The organism is Stenotrophomonas sp. YJH_SMC_36, from assembly GCF_059369935.1.
On the sequence record NZ_JCAFTD010000001.1, the window covers coordinates 329,690 to 349,000 of the forward strand.

The following is a 19,311-nucleotide window of genomic DNA, read 5'->3' on the forward strand; positions in this document are numbered from 1 at the left end:
GGGTTGGGGCATGAAACTGCCTGCCCTCGTCACTGCTTCTGCCGCCCTGCTCACGCTCGCAGCCTGCTCACAGCCCTCGCATACGGTCGCCCACGACGTGGCGACGGCCCCGGCCGACGCCTTCATGGCTGCGATCGCCGCTCACTGCGGCCAGGCGTACGAGGGCAAAGTGGTGGAGGACACGCCGGCACCGACCGGCAAGGACCCCTTCGCCGGGCAGCGGCTGGTCATGCACGTGCGGGGCTGTGCCGATCCCGGGCATGAGCTGCGCATCCCCTTCCATGTCGGCGATGATCATTCGCGGACCTGGGTCCTGACCCGCACCGAGAGCGGGCTGCGGTTCAAGCACGATCACCGGCATGCCGACGGCAGCCCCGATGCGATCACCCTGTATGGCGGCGACAGCCGTCCGCCGGGTACCGCCGAACGCCAGCAGTTCCCGGCCGATGCCGATTCGGTGGCCATGTTCCGCCGCGCCGACATGCTGGCGTCCACCCACAACGTGTGGGCGATGGAGATCGAGCCGGACCAGCGCTTCGTCTACGAGCTGACCCGTCCCGAAGGCCGCCGCTTCCGCGTGCAGTTCGACCTGAGCAAGCCGGTGGCGTTGCCGCCGGCACCGTGGGGCGACGAGGCCCCGCCGGCAACCGCACCGTAGCGCTCGAATCGCGCCTGGCAGTGCCGGGCCATCCCCGGCGAGCGCGGCGGCGGCGATGCCGCCGCACGCCCGCAGGTTCGTTCGCTCAGCGCGTGCCGAAGCGGGCCCGGCAGCCGTTGCTCACCCAGACCTGGCCCCGCGAATAGCCCCAGCTGCGGCCCTCCTGACAGGCACTGCCCGACAGCTGCTGCTGCAGCACGGGCCGGCCTTGGCGCTCGTCCCAGTCACAGTTCTGGGTGCGGTTGTTGCTGCTGCTGCAGGTAATGGAGTAATTGCTGTTGCTGTTGCCGCCGCCGCCCCAGCCGCCGTTGCCGCCGCCCCAGCCACCGCGGGCTTCAGCGAACTCGGCGCGGCAGCCATTGCTGACCCACACCGCGCCATTGCGCACGCCCCAGGTGCGGCCTTCCTGGCAGGGACTGCCGGACAACTGGCGGACCAGGCGGGCATTGCGCCATCCGACCGGACAGCTGCGTTCACGGTTGTTCTGGCTTTCGCAGCGGATGGTGTCGCCGTTGTTGCCCCCCCAGCCGCCATTGCCACCGCCCCAACCGCCGCGACCCTCGACGAATTCGGCACGGCAGCCGTTGTTGACCCAGATGCTGCCGTTGCGGCTGCCCCAGGTACGGCCTTCCTGGCAGGCCGAGCCGGACAGCTGGCGTACCAGCTGCGCGCTGCGCCAGCCGGTAGTGCAGACCCGTTCGCGGTTGTTCTGGCTTTCGCAGCGGATGACGCCGTTCTGCGCGGCGGCGGGGGCGGGGGAGAGGGTGAGCCCGGCGAGGGCGCCCAGGCTGAGGGTGACGGCCAGGCTGGCCAGGGACAGCGTTTTCATGGCGAATCCCCATACGGTGTGTGGTGCGCGACTATAAGGACGGAACGGATAAAGCCCGTGTGACTGCCCCGCATTTGCCCCGGCCGGGGCCTCGGCCGCAGAATACGGGGCTTTCCGGCCCCATCGGGTGCCGGCGTTCTCCAGCGGAGCTTTCCCCCATGCGTACCCACTTCTGCGGCCTGGTCGACGAGACCCTGATTGGCCAGACTGTCACCCTCGCCGGCTGGACCGACGTGGCCCGTAACCAGGGCGGCGTCTGCTTCATCGATCTGCGCGATCATGAAGGCATCGTGCAGGTGACGGTCGAGGTCGACAACGCCGAAGTGTTCGCGGTCGCGGCCAGCCTGGGCTACGAGGATGTGCTGCAGGTGGAAGGCGTGGTGCGTGCCCGCCACGCGGTGAACGACAAGATGGCGACCGGCAGGGTGGAAGTGATCGCCACGGCCATTACCGTGCTGAACAAGGCGGCGCCGCTGCCGTTCCACGCTCACGAGAATCCGGGCGAAGATACCCGCCTGAAGTACCGCTACCTGGACCTGCGCCGCCCGGAAATGCAGCGCATGCAGCGCACCCGCATCAAGCTGGTGCAGGCGCTGCGCCGTCACCTGGATGCGCGTGGCTTCCAGGACATCGAAACCCCGATCCTGACCAAGGCCACCCCGGAGGGCGCGCGCGACTTCCTGGTGCCGGCGCGCATGCATCCGGGCGAGTTCTACGCTCTGCCGCAGAGCCCGCAGCTGTTCAAGCAGATCCTGATGGTGGCCGGCTTCGACCGTTACTACCAGATCGCGCGCTGCTTCCGCGATGAAGCGCTGCGTGCCGACCGCCAGCTGGAATTCACCCAGCTGGACATGGAGTTCGCCTTCGTGCGCGAGCGCGACGTGCAGGATTTCGTCGAAGAGATGATCCGCGCCATCTTCAAGGAAGTGGTGGACGTCGACCTGGATGCCAGCTTCCCGCGCATGACCTGGGCCGAAGCGATGCGCCGCTATGGGTCGGACAAGCCGGACCTGCGCATCGCGCTGGAACTGGTGGACGTGGCCGAGCTGGTCAAGGGCAGTGAGTTCCCGGTGTTCACCGGCCCGGCCAACGACGCCGATGGCCGCGTCGCCGCGCTGCGCATCCCCGGTGGCGCAGCGTTGAGCCGCAAGCAGATCGATGAGTACGCTGCTCACGCCGCCAAGTACGGCGCCAAGGGCCTGGCCTACATCAAGATCGCCGACAACGGCGAGGTCAGCTCGCCGATCCAGAAGTTCTTCAGCGAAGACGCCTTCGCCGCGCTGGTTGCGCACGTCGGCGCCGGGAAGGGTGACATCGTGTTCTTCGGTGCCGGTGGCTATAACAAGGTCTCCGACTTCATGGGCGCACTGCGCCTGAAGGCCGGTAAGGACTTCGGCCTGGTCGCCGATGGCTGGCGCCCGTTGTGGGTCACCGATTTCCCGATGTTCGAATGGGACGACGAGGCGCAGCGCTATGTCGCCCTGCATCACCCCTTCACCGCACCGGCCGTGGACGATATCGCCGACCTGCGCGCCAATGCCCGTACTGCGGTCTCGCGCGGCTACGACATGGTGCTCAACGGCAATGAAATCGGCGGCGGCTCGATCCGTATCCATCGCCCGGACATGCAGAGCGCGGTGTTCGAGCTGCTCGGCATCGGTGCCGAAGAAGCGCGTGCGAAGTTCGGTTTCCTGCTCGACGCGCTGAACTACGGCGCGCCGCCGCACGGCGGCATCGCATTCGGCATCGACCGCATCGCCGCGCTGATGGCCGGTACCGAGTCGATCCGCGACGTCATCCCGTTCCCGAAGACCACCGGTGCACAGGATCTGATGACCGACGCGCCGTCGCCGATCGTCGACGAGCAGCTGGCCGAAGTGCACATCCAGGTTCGCCCCAAGAAAAACTGATCAGGAGATCCAGGCAATGACCGAGTTTGCGTTTTCGCTGGAGTGGGAAAAGCTGGGCAATGAAGGCTCCGAGGCCAACCTGGTCACCGAGCGGGCACGCGTGTTCGGTGGTTGGCTGGTCCGCGTCGGCACCAACCCGTCGGCGATGGCCCTGACCTTCGTCGCCGACGGCGAAGGCCGCTGGGACGGTGAAGACTTCGGCGTCGAGGATTACGAAGACGACGAAGAGGAAGAAGAGTACGACGAGGACGAGGAAGGCGAAGAAGAGGACGAGGACGAAGAGGAGTACGAGGAAGAGGACGAGGAAGACGCGGAATCGCCTGAAAAGGCTTGACCCGCCCTTCGCGCTGACGTCAACTTCCTGCATGTACTCGATCCGCCGCGCCACCGTGGACGACGCGCCGACCTTGTCGGCGCTGGCCGCACGCACGTTCACCGAGACTTTCGGCCACCTGTATCCGCCGCAGGACCTGCAGGCGTTCCTGCAGGAGTCCTACACGGTCGAGCGCCAGCGCACGATCCTGGCTCACCCGGATTACGCCGTGTGGTTGCTGGAGCGGGAAGGGGAGGCGGTCGGTCATGCCGCCGCCGGCCCCTGTGGCCTGCCCCATCAGGACGTGAAAGCGGGGGATGGCGAGCTCAAGCGCCTGTATCTGGTCAAGTCGCAGCAGAGTTGTGGCTGGGGCAGCCGCCTGCTGGAAACCGCGCTGGCGTGGCTGGAGCGCGACGGCCCGAGGACACTGTGGCTGGGCGTGTGGTCGGAGAACTTCGGCGCACAGCGCTTCTATGCCCGTTACGGCTTCGAGAAGGCCGGGCAGTACCTGTTCCCGGTCGGCCAGACCAACGATCTGGAGTTCATCCTGCGCCGCGCGCCGCGAACGGCCTGAGCGCGTTCACCGCCGCTTTCTGCCGGCGTGTGTTCAATCACCTCACGTTTCCGCCCCGCTGATCGCCAGGCTGTTGCACATGACACCCCCCGTACTGCTGCTCCATGGCATCTGGAACGCCCGCGCCTGGGTAGGGCCGCTGGCGTGGCGCCTGCGCGCGCGCGGGTTCCGGGTGCAGACCTTTGGCTATTCCTCCGTGTTCGGCGGCCCGGATGTAGCGGTACCTCAGCTGTTGGAGCGTCTGGCCGATGCCGGACCGCTGTCGCTGGTCGGCCACAGCCTTGGCGGGCTGCTGGCGCTGGAGGCACTGCGCCGGCAACCGCAGCTGCAGGTACAGCGCGTAGTCTGCCTTGGCTCGCCGCTGCGCGGCAGCGGTACCGCGCGTTCGCTGTCCGAGCATGGCTGGGGCCTGGCCTTGGGCCGCAGCAGCGAACTGCTGCTTGACGGCCTGCCCGACTGGCAGGGCACGGCCGCGGTCGGCCTGATCGCCGGTTCGGTGCCGCATGGGCTGGGCAGCCTGCTCGGCGCGATCGACGATGCCTCCGACGGCACGGTGGCGCTGGCGGAAACCCGCCTGCCGGGTCTGGCCGATCATTGCGTAGTGCGTACCAGCCACAGCGGCCTGGTGGTTTCGCCCGATGCGGCACGGCAGACCGCGCACTTCCTGCGCCACGGCCGGTTCGATCACAGCCGCGACGCTGCGGCCGCGTAGGCGCCCGGTCGATGCGCACCGTCCGCCGGGCATGGCCCGGCGCTACCCCGGCAACGATCCTGCGGCGCTTTCCCCGGTAGCGCCGGGCCATGCCCGGCGAGCGCAGCGGCGTCCATCCGCCCTAGACACGGTTGCAGCGCCCGATCAGGTAGAATCCGCGCCTTGATCCTGAAGCAGCCAGACGGTAGCACCCATGGGTAGAGGCCCCTCCATCGAAGCCCGCAAGAACGCGTCCGACGCGAAGCGCGGCAAGATTTTCACCAAGATCATCCGCGAGATCGGCGTGGCCGCGCGCGGCGGTGGAGGCGACCCCAACAACAACCCGCGCCTGCGCGTGGCGATGGACAAGGGCCTGGCCGTGAACATGTCCAAGGACGTGATCGAACGTGCGATCAAGAAGGCCACCGGTGAGCTGGAAGGCGTCGACTACGAGGAAGTGCGCTACGAGGGCTATGCGCCCGGCGGTGTGGCGGTGATCGTCGATTGCCTGACCGACAACCGCGTGCGCACCGTGGCCGATGTCCGCCACGCGTTCAGCAAATGCGGCGGCAACATGGGTACCGAGGGCTCGGTGGCCTTCATGTTCAAGCGCCTGGGCGTGCTCAGCTTTGCCCCGGGTGCCGACGAGGAGGCGATCACCGAAGCGGCCATCGAGGCGGGCGCCGATGACATCGTCGTCTATCCGGACGATGGCTCGATCGACGTGGTCACCAGCCCTGACGCATTCAACGCGGTAAAGGAGGCGATGACTGCCGCAGGGCATCTCGCCGACCACGCCGAGATCACCTTCCGCGCCGACAACGACATCAAGGTCGAGGGCGAGGTCGCCCTGCAGGTCCGCAAGCTGCTGGACATGCTTGAAGACCTGGACGACGTGCAGGACGTGTATTCGAACGCCGAACTCGGCGCCGACGCCTACGCCTGAGCCGTCACCGACGGCCTGGGCGCGGGCCGTTGAACGGTCACCGCGGACAGTCATGAGCCCATACGCCTGCCAGCGCTTCCCGTTCCGCCCCGCCAGGAGCGCGGCATGACCCGCATCCTCGGCATCGACCCCGGTTCACAGCGGACCGGGGTGGGCATCATCGATGTCGATGCCGCAGGGCGCGTCATCCACGTCCATCACCAGCCCCTGGTGCTGCTGGGCGCCGACGATTTCCCGCAGCGGATGAAGCTGCTGGTGCTGGGTCTGGCCGACCTGTGCCGCGAGTACCAGCCGCAGGAAGTGGCGATCGAGCGCGTGTTCATGGCGCGCAACCCCGATTCGGCGCTGAAGCTGGGCCAGGCCCGCGGCGCAGCCATTTCGGCCGTGGTGCTGCGCGACCTGCCGGTGCACGAATACGCCGCCAGCGAGATCAAGCTGGCGGTGGTCGGCCGTGGTGGCGCGGAAAAGCAACAGGTTCAACACATGGTCGGGCTCATGCTCAACCTGAAAACCAAGCTGCAGGCCGACGCGGCCGACGCGTTGGCGGTAGCGATCACCCACGCCCACGTAAGGGCGACGGCCAACCGCCTGGGGCTCAGCGCCCGCCAGGCGTGGGGTCGCAAATGAGGAGCTGCACGCAATGATCGGTCGACTGCGCGGCATCGTCGCCTACAAGGCGCCGCCGTGGCTGGTGGTGGACGTGAATGGAGTGGGCTACGAACTGGAGGCGCCGATGAGCACCTTCTACGACCTGCCCGAGCTCGGACGCGAGGTCACGCTGTACACCCATTACGCGCAGAAGGAAGACAGCGTCTCGCTGTACGGCTTCCTGCGCGAAGGCGAGCGTCGGCTGTTCCGCGATGTGCAGAAGGTCAGCGGCATCGGCGCGAAGATCGCGCTGGCCGTGCTGTCCGCTGTCAGCGTCGAGGAATTCGCGCGCATGGTGCAGGCGGGCGATATCACCGCACTGACCCGCATCCCGGGCATCGGCAAGAAGACGGCCGAGCGCATGGTGCTGGAGCTGCGCGACCGTGCGGCCCAGTTCGGTGCCGGCGGGGCGCTGCCGACCGGCAGCGGTCCGGCCCCGGCCGACCCGCTGTCCGATGCCACCGTGGCGCTGCAGCAGCTGGGCTACAAGCCGGCTGAAGCGGCCCGCATGGCCCGTGATGCCTTCAACGAAGGCGACGAAGTGGCCACGGTCATCCGCAAGGCCCTGCAGTCGGCGCTGCGCTGAGCCGCGTCCTTTTCCTCCCCCCATCGCCTGAGCTTCGCCAGGAGTCCCATGTCCAGCAGTCAAACCCCGCACGCAGCCGCCCCTGGCGGACACGGTCACGCCCCCCCGGCCGGGGGACTGGCGCTGGTCATCGGTGCGATCGGTGTGGTCTTCGGTGACATCGGTACCAGCCCGCTGTACACCCTGAAGGAGGCGTTCTCGCCGCACTACGGGCTCAACAGCGACCACGACACCGTGCTCGGCGTGCTGTCGCTGGCGTTCTGGGCGCTGAACATCGTGGTCACCCTGAAGTACGTGACCATCATCATGCGCGCCGACAACGATGGCGAGGGCGGCATCATGGCGTTGATGGCGCTGACCCAGCGTACGCTGCGCAACGGCTCACGCTCGGCCTACGTGGTGGGCATCCTGGGCATCTTCGGTGCGTCGCTGTTCTTCGGTGATGGCGTGATCACCCCTGCGATCTCGGTGCTTGGTGCCGTCGAGGGCCTGGAGGTGGCCGCACCGGGCCTGCACGCGTTCATCGTGCCGATCACCGTGGTGGTCCTGCTGATGGTGTTCGCCGCGCAGCGTTTCGGCACAGAGAAGATCGGCAAGGCGTTCGGCCCGATCACCTCGGTGTGGTTCATTTCGCTGGCGGCGATCGGCATCTACAACATCATCGATTCGCCGGAAGTGCTGAAGGCGTTCAACCCGTGGTGGGCCATCCGCTTCTTCATGGAGCACAGCTGGCACGGCATCTTCATCCTTGGCGCCGTGGTGCTGGCGGTCACCGGTGGCGAGGCCCTGTATGCCGACATGGGCCACTTCGGTGCCAAGCCCATCCGCCATGCCTGGTACTTCTTCGTGCTGCCGTGCCTGGTGCTGAACTACCTGGGGCAGGGTGCGCTGGTGCTGAACCACCCCGAAGCGGTGAAGAATCCCTTCTTCGAAGCGGTCCCCGACTGGGCCCTGTATCCGATGATCATCCTGGCCACGATGGCGGCGGTGATCGCCTCGCAGTCGGTGATCACCGGCGCGTTCTCGGTCTCGCGCCAGGCCATGCAGCTCGGCTACATCCCGCGCATGCGCATCAAGCACACTTCGCACGACACCATCGGCCAGATCTACATCCCGGGCATCAACTGGGGCATCGCGGTGATGGTCATCGGCCTGGTGCTGGCCTTCCGCAGCTCGTCGAACCTGGCCGTGGCCTATGGCATCTCGGTCTCGGCCACCATGCTGATCGATACGCTGCTGCTGGCCCTGGTCGCGCGCTCGCTGTGGCCCAAGGCGCGCCATTGGATCCTGCCGCTGTGCGTGGTGTTCTTCATCATCGACGTCGGCTTCGTCATCGCCAATGGCGCCAAGCTGCTGCAGGGCGCCTGGTTCCCGGTCGTGCTGGGCATCTTCCTGTTCACCATGATGCGCACCTGGCGCCGTGGCCGAGAGCTGCTGCGCGACGAGATCCGCAAGGACGGCATCCGAATCGACACCTTCCTGCCGGGCCTGATGCTGGCGCCGCCGGTGCGTGTGCCGGGTACCGCGGTGTTCCTCACCGCTGACCCGACCGTGGCTCCGCATGCACTGATGCACAACCTCAAGCACAACAAGGTGCTGCACGAGCGCAACGTCTTCCTGCATGTGGAAACCCTGCCCATTCCCTATGCGATGGAGGGGCAACGGCTGAAGATCGAATCGGTGGGCGACGAGTTCTACCGGGTCTATGTCCGCTTCGGTTTCATGGAGACGCCGGACGTACCGTTGGCGTTGATGCGCTCCTGCGACCACGGCGGGATCTATTTCGATCCGATGGACACCACCTTCTTCGCCAGCCGCGAGACCATCGTCGCCACCGCCAACCGCGGCATGCCGATCTGGCGCGACAAGCTGTTCGCACTGATGCATCGCAATGCTGCGCCGGCCACGGGCTTCTTCCGGATTCCGGGCAACCGTCTGGTTGAGTTGGGCGCACAGGTGGAGATTTAATCTCCACCTGCGTTACGTCCCACGATTTGCTGCGCAAACCGTGGGCCCCGCGCGCACTCCACCTTATCCCCCCGCCTATCGGCGCGCCCCCTTGAACAACAAGGGGGCTCCTCTTGCGGAGATGCTGCGTGCCTGAAACTGAGCCCACTCTCCTGCTCTGTTCCATCCACGCATGGCGTGGATCTTCCGTGTCGACCAAGGTCGACACCTACCATCAGATCGCGGCCAACTGTCGAAGGCGGGGTGGGTCCGGTTGCGGGGGCGTGAGCCGCATGGATGCGGCGACCGAGCTTACATGGACGTACTTGCAGCGTCCCCCGCAACCGGACCCACCCCGCCATTCCCCAGGAAGCCCGCTTCGGCTGTTGCTGTTGAGGTTGCCGGCCAGCGGCCGGCACTACCGCGGGTGCTGGGCGCAGCCCGGCCGAAACCCGCGCTTTTGCCGCATAATCAGCACATGACCGACGACCGCATCATCGGCGCCGGCGCCACCCGCGAGGATGACGCCGCCGACGCCAGCATCCGCCCCAAGCGACTGGCCGATTACCTGGGCCAGGCGCCGGTGCGCGAGCAGCTGGAGATCTACATCGAAGCGGCCAAGGCCCGCGGCGACGCGCTCGACCATGTGCTGATCTTCGGTCCGCCGGGGCTGGGCAAGACCACGCTCAGCCACGTCATCGCCAACGAGCTGGGGGTGGCGCTGCGGGTGACGTCCGGCCCGGTGATCGAAAAGGCCGGTGATCTGGCCGCCCTGTTGACCAACCTGCAGCCACACGACGTACTGTTCGTGGACGAGATCCACCGCCTGTCGCCGGTGGTCGAGGAAGTGCTGTACCCGGCGATGGAGGATTTCCAGATCGACATCATGATCGGCGAGGGCCCTGCGGCCCGCTCGATCAAGATCGACCTGCCACCGTTCACGCTGATCGGGGCCACCACCCGCGCCGGCCTGCTGACCGCGCCGCTGCGCGACCGCTTCGGCATCGTCCAGCGGCTGGAGTTCTACAGTGTCGAGGAGTTGACCCGGATCGTACGCCGCTCGGCCACCATCCTGGGCATCGACTGCACCGCCGATGGCGCAGGGGAGATCGCGCGCCGTGCGCGTGGCACCCCGCGCATCGCCAACCGCCTGCTGCGGCGGGTGCGCGACTACGCCCAGGTGAAGGCGGGTGGCCATATCGACGTGGCGGTCGCCCAGGCGGCCATGCAGATGCTCAAGGTCGACCCGGAGGGTTTCGACGAGCTCGACCGGCGCCTGCTCAGGACCCTGGTGGACTACTTCGACGGCGGCCCGGTCGGCATCGAATCGCTGGCCGCCGCGCTGTCCGAAGAGCGCGGAACGCTGGAAGACGTGGTCGAACCCTACCTGATCCAGCAGGGCTTCCTGGTGCGCACCGCGCGCGGCCGCATGGCCACCCACAAGGCGTACCGGCACATGGGGCTGAAGCCGAAGAACCCGCCGCAGGACCTGTTCGCGGAGGTTCCCGATGTCGGTTGAGCCACTATTCAGTTGGCCGACACGCATTTACTGGGAAGATACGGACGCAGGCGGGGTGGTCTACCACGCCCGCTACGTGGCCTTCATGGAACGGGCCCGGACCGAATGGATGCGCGCGCTGGGCTATGGCCAGGAGCGCATGCGCAGTGAGCACGGCATGGTCTTCGCGGTACGTGCCATGCAGATGGACTTCATCCGACCGGCGCGGCTGGATGACCTCCTGCAGGTGAGTGCCACGCTGGTCCAGCTGAAGAAGGCCAGCATGGTCTTCGATCAGCGGATCGAGCGCGACGGCGAACTGCTGCTGTCGGCGCAGGTCCGCATCGCCGCACTGGACGCGGCCAGTTTCCGCCCGCGTGGCATGGACGACGCCGTCCTTGCCGTGCTGCAACCCTACCTCCACCCCGAATCCGAACACTGAGGAACAACGGATGATCGCAACGCTCCTGGCCCTGCAGGCCACGGTCACCGAGGCACTGCCGGCTGACGTCAGCAACGCCGCGACCCAGACCCTTGCCCAGGCCACCACCGGCGGCGGCATCAACTACCTCGAACTGATGGCCAAGGCCAGCCTGCCGGTGAAGATCATCGTGCTGCTGCTGCTGGTCGGCTCGTTCGTCAGCTGGGTGATCATTTTCCGCAAGGCCCGCGTGTTCAAGCAGGCCACCCGCGAGGCGGACGAGTTCGAGAACCGCTTCTGGTCCGGCGCCGACCTGGGCAAGCTGTACAGCTCGGCCACCGACCGCAGCCGCAACGTGGGCGGCCTGGAGGCGATCTTCGAGGCGGGCTTCCGCGAGTTCACCCGCCTGCGCGACAAGCGCCGGCTGGATGGCCGTGCGCAGCTGGAAGGCGCGCAACGTGCGATGCGCACCACCTACACCCGCGAAGTCGATCAGCTCGAGCGCAATCTGGAACTGCTGGCCAATATCGGCTCGACCGCGCCTTACGTGGGCCTGGTCGGCACCGTGTTCGGCATCATGGTGACCATGCACGACATGATCAGCAGCGGTGCCCAGGCCGGCATCGCCTCGGTCGCCCCGGGCATCTCCGAAGCGCTGTTCGCCACCGCCATCGGCCTGTTCGTGGCAATCCCGGCGGTGTGGGCCTACAACCGCTTCACCACCCGTGTGGAGCGCATGTCGGTCCGTTTCGAGACCTTCGCCGACGAATTCAGCTCCATCCTGCAGCGCCAGAGCGCTGGCGACGAGTAAGCGCCTGACCCGGGAGTCCAAGCCATGTCCGCTGCCATCGGTCGCCGCAAGCGCCGCAAGCTGAAATCGGAAATCAACGTCGTTCCCTATATCGACGTCATGCTGGTGCTGCTGATCATCTTCATGGTCACCGCGCCGCTGCTCACCCTGAGTTTTGACGTGGACCTGCCGAACTCCAATGCCAAGGCGCTGGAGAGCAAGCAGGATCCGGTGATCGTTTCGGTGCGCCAGGACGGCCAGTTGAGCCTGAAGCTGCCCGACGCCAAGGAGCCCACGGCCGTGTCTGCCGAGGAGCTGGAAGGGCGCCTGGCCGGCATCGCCGCACAGGACAAGGGCCTGCGCGTGATCGTCGCCGCCGACCGTGCCGTGGCCTATGAGAAGGTCATCGCGGCGATGGACGTGATCAAGCGCGCGAAAGTGGACAAGGTAGGCCTGGCCACCGATGCACGCTGAGACCCTGCCGCCTCCGCGACAGCAGGAACCGGGCTGGGGCCTGCCCCTGGCGCTGGCCGTGCTGGTGCACCTGCTGGTCGCGCTGGTGTTCATCCTGGCGTGGCTGTGGTCGCCCACGCGCAATACCGATGCCGCTGCCGGTGATCCCTCGGTCGAGGCCAGCCTGGCGCTGTCCGCGTCGGAGGCGGCCGCTGCGCGCCAGGCCCTGCGCCAGTCGGAGAAGCTGGAAGATCTGCCGCCGCCGGTTGCCGAGCCGATTCCGGTGCCCGAGGACACCATTCCACCGCCGCAGCCGATTCCCGAGCCACGTCCGCAGGATGCCCCCACGCCGCAGCAGCAACAGGCGCAGGAGCGTGTCGCCCAGCCCGATACGCAGGACCAGGAGGCGGTGAGCGCACTGGCCATCTCGCAGGAGAAGGCCCGGCAGGAACAGGAAGCCAAGCGCCGCCAGGAGCAGATCGACCTGACCGAGCGCAAGCGCCAGGAAGAAGCCGAGCAGAAGCTGCGCCTGGCCAAGCAGCAGGAAGAAGACGCCAAGAAGAAGCGTGCCGAGCAGGAGCGGCAGGCCGCCGACCAGGCCGAGGCCGAACGGCAGAAGAAGATCGCCGAGATCCGTGCCAGGCGCGAACAGGCGGAGAAGGAAGCCAAGCTGGCCGAGCAGAAGCTGCGCCAGGTCGCCGCCGCACGCAACGCCGCCGGCAGCGCGCCGGCCGGCAACACCGGTGCGGCACAGCCGGCCGCTGGGGGCGGTGGCAACAGCGATGATCTTTCGGCGAAGTACGCTGCCGCGATCCAGGCCAAGGTTCGCAGCGCCTGGACGCGTCCAGACAGTGTGCCGCTGGGCCAGCGCTGCCAGATCACCATCACGCAGATTCCGGGGGGGCAGGTGCTTCAGGCCAAGGTGGGCGCCAACTGCCCCTATGACGAAGCCGGCAGGCGTTCGATCGAGGCCGCAGTGCTCAATGCGCAGCCGTTGCCCTATCGCGGATTCGAATCGGTGTTTGCGCGCACGCTCAACCTGACCTTCACCGCGCAGGATTGATCGGCCGCGCGGGCCGGCCTGCGGGTCGCCCCGTCGCGCGGCAGCCGACCGATACGTTAATGGGGCGTGAGAGGACGGGCTGGAACTGACCCGGAATTCACGTACCCTTGGTTCATGATTGCGAAGCGGTTCACCGCCGCTTTGCTATCCCTCGTTCCGGTTTCCCCCTATTGAGCGCTCCATGAAGAAGATGCCTCGTTGGCTTGCCGTGTTTGCGGCCCTGTTGCTGCCCTTCGCTGCCGTCGCGCAGCAGAGGGGACTGGATATCGACATCATCGGTGGCAACGCGTCCGCGCTGCCGATCACCATCGTGCCGATGCCCTACCAGGGCTCGTCGGCCGCACCGCAGACCGATGTCGCCGGTGTGGTCCGCGCCGACCTGGAACGTTCGGGCCAGTTCCGCACCCTGCCCGAAGCGCAGATCGTGGAAAAGCCCGTCCGTGGCGGCGAGATCCAGTTCGCCACCTGGCGCGCGCTGAAGCAGAACTACATCGTGGTCGGCCGCGTGCTGGATGCCGGTGCCGGTGCCTACCGTGTCGAATACGAACTGTTCGACGTGCCGAAGGGCGAGCGCCTGCTCGGCCTGGCGATGACCGCCCGCGGCAATGCCATGCGCGACGTCGCCCACCAGATGGCCGATGCCATCTACGAGAAGATCACTGGTGTCCGGGGTGCCTTCTGGACGCGCATCGCCTACGTGACCGCCAGCGGCAAGGGCGACGCCATGCGCTATGCGCTGATGGTGGCCGACTCCGATGGCTACAACCCGCAGACCATTGTGCGTTCGGCCGAGCCGCTGCTGTCGCCGTCGTGGAGCCCGGATGGTGGCAAGCTGGCCTACGTCAGCTTCGAGCGCGGCAACTCGGCCATCTACATCCAGAACATCGCCACCGGTGCCCGTGAGCTGGTCACCAGCTTCCGCGGCATCAACAGCGCGCCTGCGTTCTCGCCGGACGGCCGCAAGCTGGCCCTGACCCTGTCGCGCTCCGGCAACCCGGAAATCTACGTGATGGACCTGGGCAGCAAGCAGCTCACCCAGCTGACCAACCACTTCGCCATCGATACCGAGCCGACCTGGGCGCCGGACGGCAGCGCGGTGTACTTCACCTCCGACCGCGGCGGCCGTCCGCAGGTCTACAAGGTCGGTGCCGGCGGCGGCAGCGCCGAGCGCGTGACCTTCCAGGGCAACTACAACGCCAAGCCTTCGGTGTCCTATGACGGCAAGAAGATCGCCGTGGCCCAGGGCTCGGGCAACAGCTACAAGATCGCGATGATGGACAGCTCGCTGGGCTCGCCGCGCTGGAGCACCCTGTCCCCGGGTTCGCTGGATGAATCGCCGAGCTTTGCGCCCAACGCAAGCATGGTGCTGTACGCCGCCCGCGAAGGTGGCCGTGGTGTGTTGTATGCCGTTTCGGCCGATGCGCGGGTTCGCCAGCGCCTGGTTCTGGCCGATGGTGATGTGCGCGAGCCGGCATGGTCCCCATACCGTACCCAGCGCTAAAAGAGTGTTAATATTTTCGCTGTCTTGAACCCCTCATCGGCCTAGGAGCCACAAAGGTATCGCCATGAACAAGTCCACCCGTGTTCTGCTTGTTTCCCTGCTGTCTGTGGCCGTCCTGGCCGGTTGCTCGAAGAAGGTGAAGGAAGAGCCGGCAGCCCCGGTTGACACCGGCACCTCGACCACCACCCCGACCGGTCCGTCGACCTCCGGCCTGTACGGCCCGGGCGACCTGGATACCGATGCCTGCCTGCGCCAGCGCGTTGTCTACTTCGACCTGGACAAGGAAGACGTGAAGCCGGAATTCCAGGCCATCATGGCTTGCCACGCCAAGTACCTGCGTGACCGCCCGTCCTCGCGCATCACCCTGCAGGGTCACACCGACGAGCGTGGTTCGCGCGCGTACAACCAGGCCCTGGGCGAGCGTCGTGGCAACGGCGTCAGCTCGGCGCTGCAGGCCAACGGTGGCTCGGCTTCGCAGCTGACCGTCGTGTCCTACGGTGAAGAGCGTCCGGTCTGCACCGAGTCGAACGAGTCCTGCTGGTCGCAGAACCGTCGCGTCGAAATCGTCTACACCGCGCAGTAATCCATGCGCATTGGCATCAAACTGATGCTGGTCGTTGCGGCAGCCCTCGTGGCTGCCGCACCGGCGCATGCACAGCGACAGAGTCTGGCCGATCGTGTCGGCGCGCTCGAGCAGCAGATGTACAACAACAGTGCCAACCAGGACCTGTTGAACCAGATCAACCAGCTGCGGCAGCAGGTGACCAGCCTGCAGGCCTCGATCGAGCAGTTGCAGCACGACAACGCCCAGCTCAAGCAGTCCGCCCAGGATCAGTACCTGGACCTGGACAGCCGCCTGAACCGGTTGGAAGGGGGCAATGCCCCGGTCCTGCCCCCCGTTCCGGCGAACGCGCCGCAGGCCGCACCGGCCCCGGCCAAACCGGCAGCGGCGGCCACTTCCGAGCGGCCGCCGTCCATCCATGGCGATCCCGGCAGTCTGGCCGCCACGGGTGATGAGCGCACCGCCTACAACGTCGCCTTCGATTCGCTCAAGGCCGGCAAGTACGATGATTCGGCGCAGCTGTTCCTGAGCTTCCTGCAGTTGTATCCGAACGGCGTGTACGCGCCGAATGCACTGTACTGGCTGGGCGAGAGCTACTACGCCACCCGCAATTTCCCGATGGCCGAGACCCAGTTCCGCGAGCTGCTCTCACGCTATCCGACCCATGACAAGGCCGCGGGCGGCCTGCTCAAGGTTGGCCTCTCGCAGTATGGCGAGGGCAAGGTCGATCAGGCCCAGCAGACGCTGGAGACTGTCGTGGCGCAGTACCCCGGTTCGGACGCCGCGCGCACCGCGCAGGACCGCCTGCAGTCGATCCGCCTGGGCCAGCAGATCCGCTGACCGGGCGTACAATATGTGTCCCGTAGCGCCGAGCTCATGCTCGGCTGCTTTCGTTTCCGGATCGGCCAACCCACCCGGATCCGGTAGCGCCGGGCCATGCCCGGCGGCTCGCATCACCGGCTGGGCCATGCCCGTCCGGTTGCTGTTGTAGAGCCGAGCCATGCTCTGCTGCTTTCGTTACCGGCCACGGTAGCCCACCCGCCACGTGTCCCACAAAGAAGTTCCCGCCATGACCGCCGTTACCCCGTCCAACGCCGTCGCCACCCCCAGCGACATCGTGCAGTCGCCCCTGCCGCGCCTGAAGATCACCGAGATCTTCACGTCGCTGCAGGGCGAAGCCGATACCGCCGGCTGGCCGACCGTGTTCGTGCGCCTGACCGGCTGCCCGCTGCGCTGCCAGTACTGCGACACCGCCTACGCCTTCCACGGCGGCACCTGGTGGGATATCGACGACATCGTGGCCGAAGTGCTGGCCCAGGGCGTGCGTCACGTCTGCGTGACCGGCGGCGAGCCGCTGGCGCAGAAGCGCTGCCTGGTGCTGCTGCAGAAGCTGTGTGACGCCGGCCTGGACGTCTCGCTGGAAACGTCCGGTGCGCTGGACGTCAGCGCGGTGGACCCGCGCGTATCACGCGTGGTCGACATCAAGACCCCGGGTTCGGCCGAGGTGGCGCGCAACCGCTGGGAGAACCTGCCGCTGCTGACCGCACGCGACCAGATCAAGTTCGTCATCTGCAGCCGCGAGGACTACGACTGGGCCAAGGCCCTGCTGGCCGAGCACGAGCTGGTGAAGCGTTGCACGGTGTTCTTCTCGCCCAGCAAGGGGGAGATCACCGCGCGCCAGCTGGCCGACTGGATTGTTGAAGACCGGCTTCCGGTACGCTTCCAGATGCAGCTGCACAAGATTCTGTGGAACGATGAGCCGGGCCGCTGAGGCCACCCTTGTTTCCTGATGCAACTCCGGCGCGGGACAGCGTGCTGGCTTTCCTCCCCCAACCGGAAGATTTTCCATGAAGAAGGCAGTCGTGCTTCTCTCCGGCGGCATGGATTCAGCCGCCGTCATCGCCATGGCCCAGGAACAGGGCTTTGCGGTGCATGCCCTGAGCGTACGTTATGGCCAGCGCCACACCTCCGAACTGGACGCCGCCGCACGCGTGGCCAAGGCCCAGGGCGTGGTCGCGCACAAGACCGTGGATGTGGACCTGCGCAGCATCGGCGGCTCGGCACTGACCGATGACATCGACGTGCCCGAGGCCGGAGGTGCCGGCATTCCGGTCACCTACGTGCCGGCACGCAACACCATCATGCTGTCGCTGGCCCTGGGCTGGGCCGAAGTGCTGGGCGCCAACGACATCTTCTGTGGCGTCAATGCCGTGGATTACTCCGGCTACCCGGACTGCCGCCCCGAGTTCATCGCCGCCTTCCAGACCCTGGCCAACCTGGCGACGAAGTCCGGCGTGGAAGGCGCAGGCATCAAGGTGCACGCGCCGCTGCAGTTCCTGAGCAAGGGCCAGATCGTCAGCGAGGGCGTGCGCCTGGGCGTGGACTTCGGCCTGACCGTGTCCTGCTACAACGCCGATGCCAACGGTGCCGCGTGCGGCCACTGCGATGCCTGCCGCCTGCGTGCACAGGGCTTCGCCGACGCCGGCGTGGCCGACCCGACGCTGTACGCCTGAGGTGATGGGGGCTGATGCCCCAATGGTGGGTGCCAACCTTGGTTGGCACTGAGCGCCGGGCAGGCCTGACGCTACCGCTGCTGCAACCAACCCGAAGCTTCGATGAAGGCCCGCACCGCCTTGGGATCGGCGTAGTCCAGCTCGATCATCCGCGCGATCCCCGCCTTCTCATCGGCCTGCCGGCGCATGTACTCCTGCGCGATGCGATAGCCGGCGTAGTAGCCCACGTCGCTCACGCCGAACGGATTGCGGGCACTGTTGTACAGCCAGTTGTCCAGGTCATCGCCGTCCATCTCGGCGATGAACCGGGTGCGTATCTCCGCCTCGTGCAGCGGGCCGTAGTCATAGAGCGGCAGGGCAGGGCGCCTGCCGCTGATGCGCTCGGCGATGTACTCGGCCACACCCTCGCGTACCGCGTACTGCGCCAGATTGCCGGTGGTCTCGCGTTGCTGGGTGTGCACATACTCATGCAGGTTGTTCTGCGCGTTGTTCGCGCCGGGGCGGCTGTCATAGAAGATGCGCAGGCGGCTGCGCATCGGCTCCGGCAGTTCGCTGACATCCACGCGCTCGTCGCCCAGTGCCATCTCCGCACCGATCAGCACCTGGTCGCCCAGCGTGGTACCGCCGGTACGCAGCACGCCCACCGCATAGGTGATCGTGGCCCGGCGCAGGGAGGGGTAGAGCGTGCGGAAGGCCATGAGATCCTGTTCCAGCGTCGCGCTGGCACTGCGGGCGTTGGTTGTCAGTGGCCTTACCGAGTTCCAGAACCGCGGCCACGCGCGCATGGCATCGGCATACTCGCGCGCGGTGTAATTGCGGACCTGCATCAGCGCATGCAGGCCGGGACTGCCCGGGTCGACGTAGTGCTGCTGCACGAGCGCCACCCGGCGCTCGGCATCGGGTTCGGCGCGCACCGCATCGTAGGTGGCCCAGAAGCGGGCGATGTCGTCGCTACGCACCGGGGACGCCGCTGCCAGCGCGGCGCCGGGCAACAGCAGTGCGGCGATCAGGGGCAGGCAGCGGCGCATCCTGGCTCTCCAGTGGGGATCAGGGATGGGATGCGCGGTGTGGGCGGAAGGTTTAAGCCGGTTCAAGCCGGCTGCCCGGGCGCTTGATTGGCCGGACTGCGGGTATGGGGTTTCGCGTCGCGTGGGAAAGTGGGGTAGAATGCCCACCCCCGCCACGCGGCTGGGGCAGTGCACCGGGCCGTTAGCTCAGTCGGTAGAGCAGAAGACTTTTAATCTTTTGGTCGTAGGTTCGAATCCTACACGGCCCACCATTGCACTCAGAGACTTAGGCGTCCTTCGGGGCGCCTTTTCTTTGGATCGTCCTCCACCTCAAGGCCAAGGGCAACGCGCTTCATTCTCCATCTGCGCCCCATTCTGCGGCTGCGCGCAGACGTTGCATG

21 protein-coding genes and 1 tRNA gene are annotated in these 19,311 nt (G+C 66.9%); 20 read left to right on the forward strand and 2 right to left on the reverse strand.

The genetic code is table 11. The annotated features are described in order from the left end of the window. The first annotated feature begins 10 nt into the window (after nt 1-10). The gene (locus tag AC5P76_RS01375; protein ID WP_253120087.1) at nt 11-658 is read left to right on the forward strand and encodes a hypothetical protein; all 648 of its coding nucleotides are present in this window, start codon (nt 11-13) and stop codon (nt 656-658) included. 85 nt (nt 659-743) lie between these two features. On the opposite strand, the gene AC5P76_RS01380 is transcribed toward AC5P76_RS01375, so the two are convergent. Then, nucleotides 744-1,487, reverse strand: a complete 744-nt coding sequence (locus AC5P76_RS01380) for a DUF3011 domain-containing protein (protein ID WP_495222599.1) — start codon at nt 1,485-1,487, stop codon at nt 744-746. A gap of 158 nt (nt 1,488-1,645) precedes the next feature. On the opposite strand from AC5P76_RS01380, the gene aspS reads away from it, so the two are divergent. From aspS to queC, 18 genes are all read left to right on the forward strand, one after another. Continuing rightward, on the forward strand, nt 1,646-3,397 hold the full coding sequence (gene aspS / locus AC5P76_RS01385; RefSeq protein WP_053519369.1) for an aspartate--tRNA ligase: 1,752 nt from the start codon (nt 1,646-1,648) through the stop codon (nt 3,395-3,397). Between the two features lie 16 nt (nt 3,398-3,413). Beyond that, nucleotides 3,414-3,731: a DNA primase gene (locus AC5P76_RS01390; RefSeq protein ID WP_128990548.1), complete on the forward strand. Its 318-nt coding sequence runs from the start codon at nt 3,414-3,416 to the stop codon at nt 3,729-3,731. A 31-nt stretch (nt 3,732-3,762) separates the two neighbouring features. Then, nucleotides 3,763-4,284: a GNAT family N-acetyltransferase gene (locus tag AC5P76_RS01395; protein WP_065182592.1), complete on the forward strand. Its 522-nt coding sequence runs from the start codon at nt 3,763-3,765 to the stop codon at nt 4,282-4,284. 79 nt (nt 4,285-4,363) lie between these two features. Further along, nucleotides 4,364-4,996 (forward strand): esterase/lipase family protein, encoded by a 633-nt coding sequence (locus AC5P76_RS01400; RefSeq protein WP_053519363.1) that lies wholly within the window; start codon nt 4,364-4,366, stop codon nt 4,994-4,996. A gap of 193 nt (nt 4,997-5,189) precedes the next feature. Then, the gene (locus tag AC5P76_RS01405) at nt 5,190-5,921 is read left to right on the forward strand and encodes a YebC/PmpR family DNA-binding transcriptional regulator (RefSeq protein ID WP_053519361.1); all 732 of its coding nucleotides are present in this window, start codon (nt 5,190-5,192) and stop codon (nt 5,919-5,921) included. A gap of 105 nt (nt 5,922-6,026) precedes the next feature. Further along, the gene (ruvC, locus tag AC5P76_RS01410; protein ID WP_053519359.1) at nt 6,027-6,548 is read left to right on the forward strand and encodes a crossover junction endodeoxyribonuclease RuvC; all 522 of its coding nucleotides are present in this window, start codon (nt 6,027-6,029) and stop codon (nt 6,546-6,548) included. 13 nt (nt 6,549-6,561) lie between these two features. Next, nucleotides 6,562-7,155, forward strand: coding sequence for a Holliday junction branch migration protein RuvA (gene ruvA, locus AC5P76_RS01415; protein WP_053519357.1), 594 nt, complete (start codon nt 6,562-6,564; stop codon nt 7,153-7,155). Nucleotides 7,156-7,203: 48 nt separating this feature from the next. Continuing rightward, complete coding sequence (locus AC5P76_RS01420) at nt 7,204-9,123, forward strand: potassium transporter Kup (protein WP_053519356.1); 1,920 nt, start codon at nt 7,204-7,206, stop codon at nt 9,121-9,123. A 457-nt stretch (nt 9,124-9,580) separates the two neighbouring features. Continuing rightward, nucleotides 9,581-10,621 carry a Holliday junction branch migration DNA helicase RuvB gene (gene ruvB / locus AC5P76_RS01425; RefSeq protein ID WP_065174760.1) on the forward strand — a complete coding sequence of 347 codons (1,041 nt, stop codon included), beginning with the start codon at nt 9,581-9,583 and terminating at the stop codon, nt 10,619-10,621. Continuing rightward, nucleotides 10,611-11,042, forward strand: coding sequence for a tol-pal system-associated acyl-CoA thioesterase (gene ybgC / locus AC5P76_RS01430; protein ID WP_053520250.1), 432 nt, complete (start codon nt 10,611-10,613; stop codon nt 11,040-11,042). The genes ruvB and ybgC overlap by 11 nt, the downstream gene beginning before the upstream one ends. A gap of 10 nt (nt 11,043-11,052) precedes the next feature. After that, nucleotides 11,053-11,832: a protein TolQ gene (tolQ, locus tag AC5P76_RS01435; protein WP_053520249.1), complete on the forward strand. Its 780-nt coding sequence runs from the start codon at nt 11,053-11,055 to the stop codon at nt 11,830-11,832. A gap of 24 nt (nt 11,833-11,856) precedes the next feature. Next, a complete protein-coding gene (gene tolR, locus AC5P76_RS01440; protein WP_053520248.1) occupies nt 11,857-12,285 on the forward strand; it encodes a protein TolR in 429 nt (142 codons plus the stop codon). Then, nucleotides 12,275-13,327, forward strand: coding sequence for a cell envelope integrity protein TolA (tolA, locus tag AC5P76_RS01445; protein WP_053520247.1), 1,053 nt, complete (start codon nt 12,275-12,277; stop codon nt 13,325-13,327). The genes tolR and tolA overlap by 11 nt, the downstream gene beginning before the upstream one ends. A 181-nt stretch (nt 13,328-13,508) precedes the next feature. Beyond that, nucleotides 13,509-14,828, forward strand: a complete 1,320-nt coding sequence (gene tolB, locus AC5P76_RS01450; protein WP_053520246.1) for a Tol-Pal system beta propeller repeat protein TolB — start codon at nt 13,509-13,511, stop codon at nt 14,826-14,828. A 64-nt stretch (nt 14,829-14,892) separates the two neighbouring features. Further along, complete coding sequence (gene pal / locus AC5P76_RS01455; RefSeq protein WP_005418510.1) at nt 14,893-15,411, forward strand: peptidoglycan-associated lipoprotein Pal; 519 nt, start codon at nt 14,893-14,895, stop codon at nt 15,409-15,411. A gap of 3 nt (nt 15,412-15,414) precedes the next feature. Further along, nucleotides 15,415-16,230, forward strand: coding sequence for a tol-pal system protein YbgF (gene ybgF, locus AC5P76_RS01460; RefSeq protein ID WP_053520245.1), 816 nt, complete (start codon nt 15,415-15,417; stop codon nt 16,228-16,230). Nucleotides 16,231-16,459: 229 nt separating this feature from the next. Next, nucleotides 16,460-17,161 (forward strand): 7-carboxy-7-deazaguanine synthase QueE, encoded by a 702-nt coding sequence (gene queE / locus AC5P76_RS01465; protein ID WP_053520244.1) that lies wholly within the window; start codon nt 16,460-16,462, stop codon nt 17,159-17,161. A gap of 76 nt (nt 17,162-17,237) precedes the next feature. Beyond that, entirely contained in the window at nt 17,238-17,903 is a 666-nt protein-coding gene (gene queC / locus AC5P76_RS01470) for a 7-cyano-7-deazaguanine synthase QueC (RefSeq protein WP_053520243.1), read from the forward strand. A 71-nt stretch (nt 17,904-17,974) separates the two neighbouring features. On the opposite strand, the gene AC5P76_RS01475 is transcribed toward queC, so the two are convergent. Beyond that, the gene (locus AC5P76_RS01475; RefSeq protein WP_253120357.1) at nt 17,975-18,931 is read right to left on the reverse strand and encodes a DUF2268 domain-containing putative Zn-dependent protease; all 957 of its coding nucleotides are present in this window, start codon (nt 18,929-18,931) and stop codon (nt 17,975-17,977) included. A 175-nt stretch (nt 18,932-19,106) separates the two neighbouring features. On the opposite strand from AC5P76_RS01475, the gene AC5P76_RS01480 reads away from it, so the two are divergent. Beyond that, nucleotides 19,107-19,182: transfer RNA gene (locus AC5P76_RS01480), tRNA-Lys, on the forward strand. Nucleotides 19,183-19,311 lie beyond the last annotated feature (129 nt).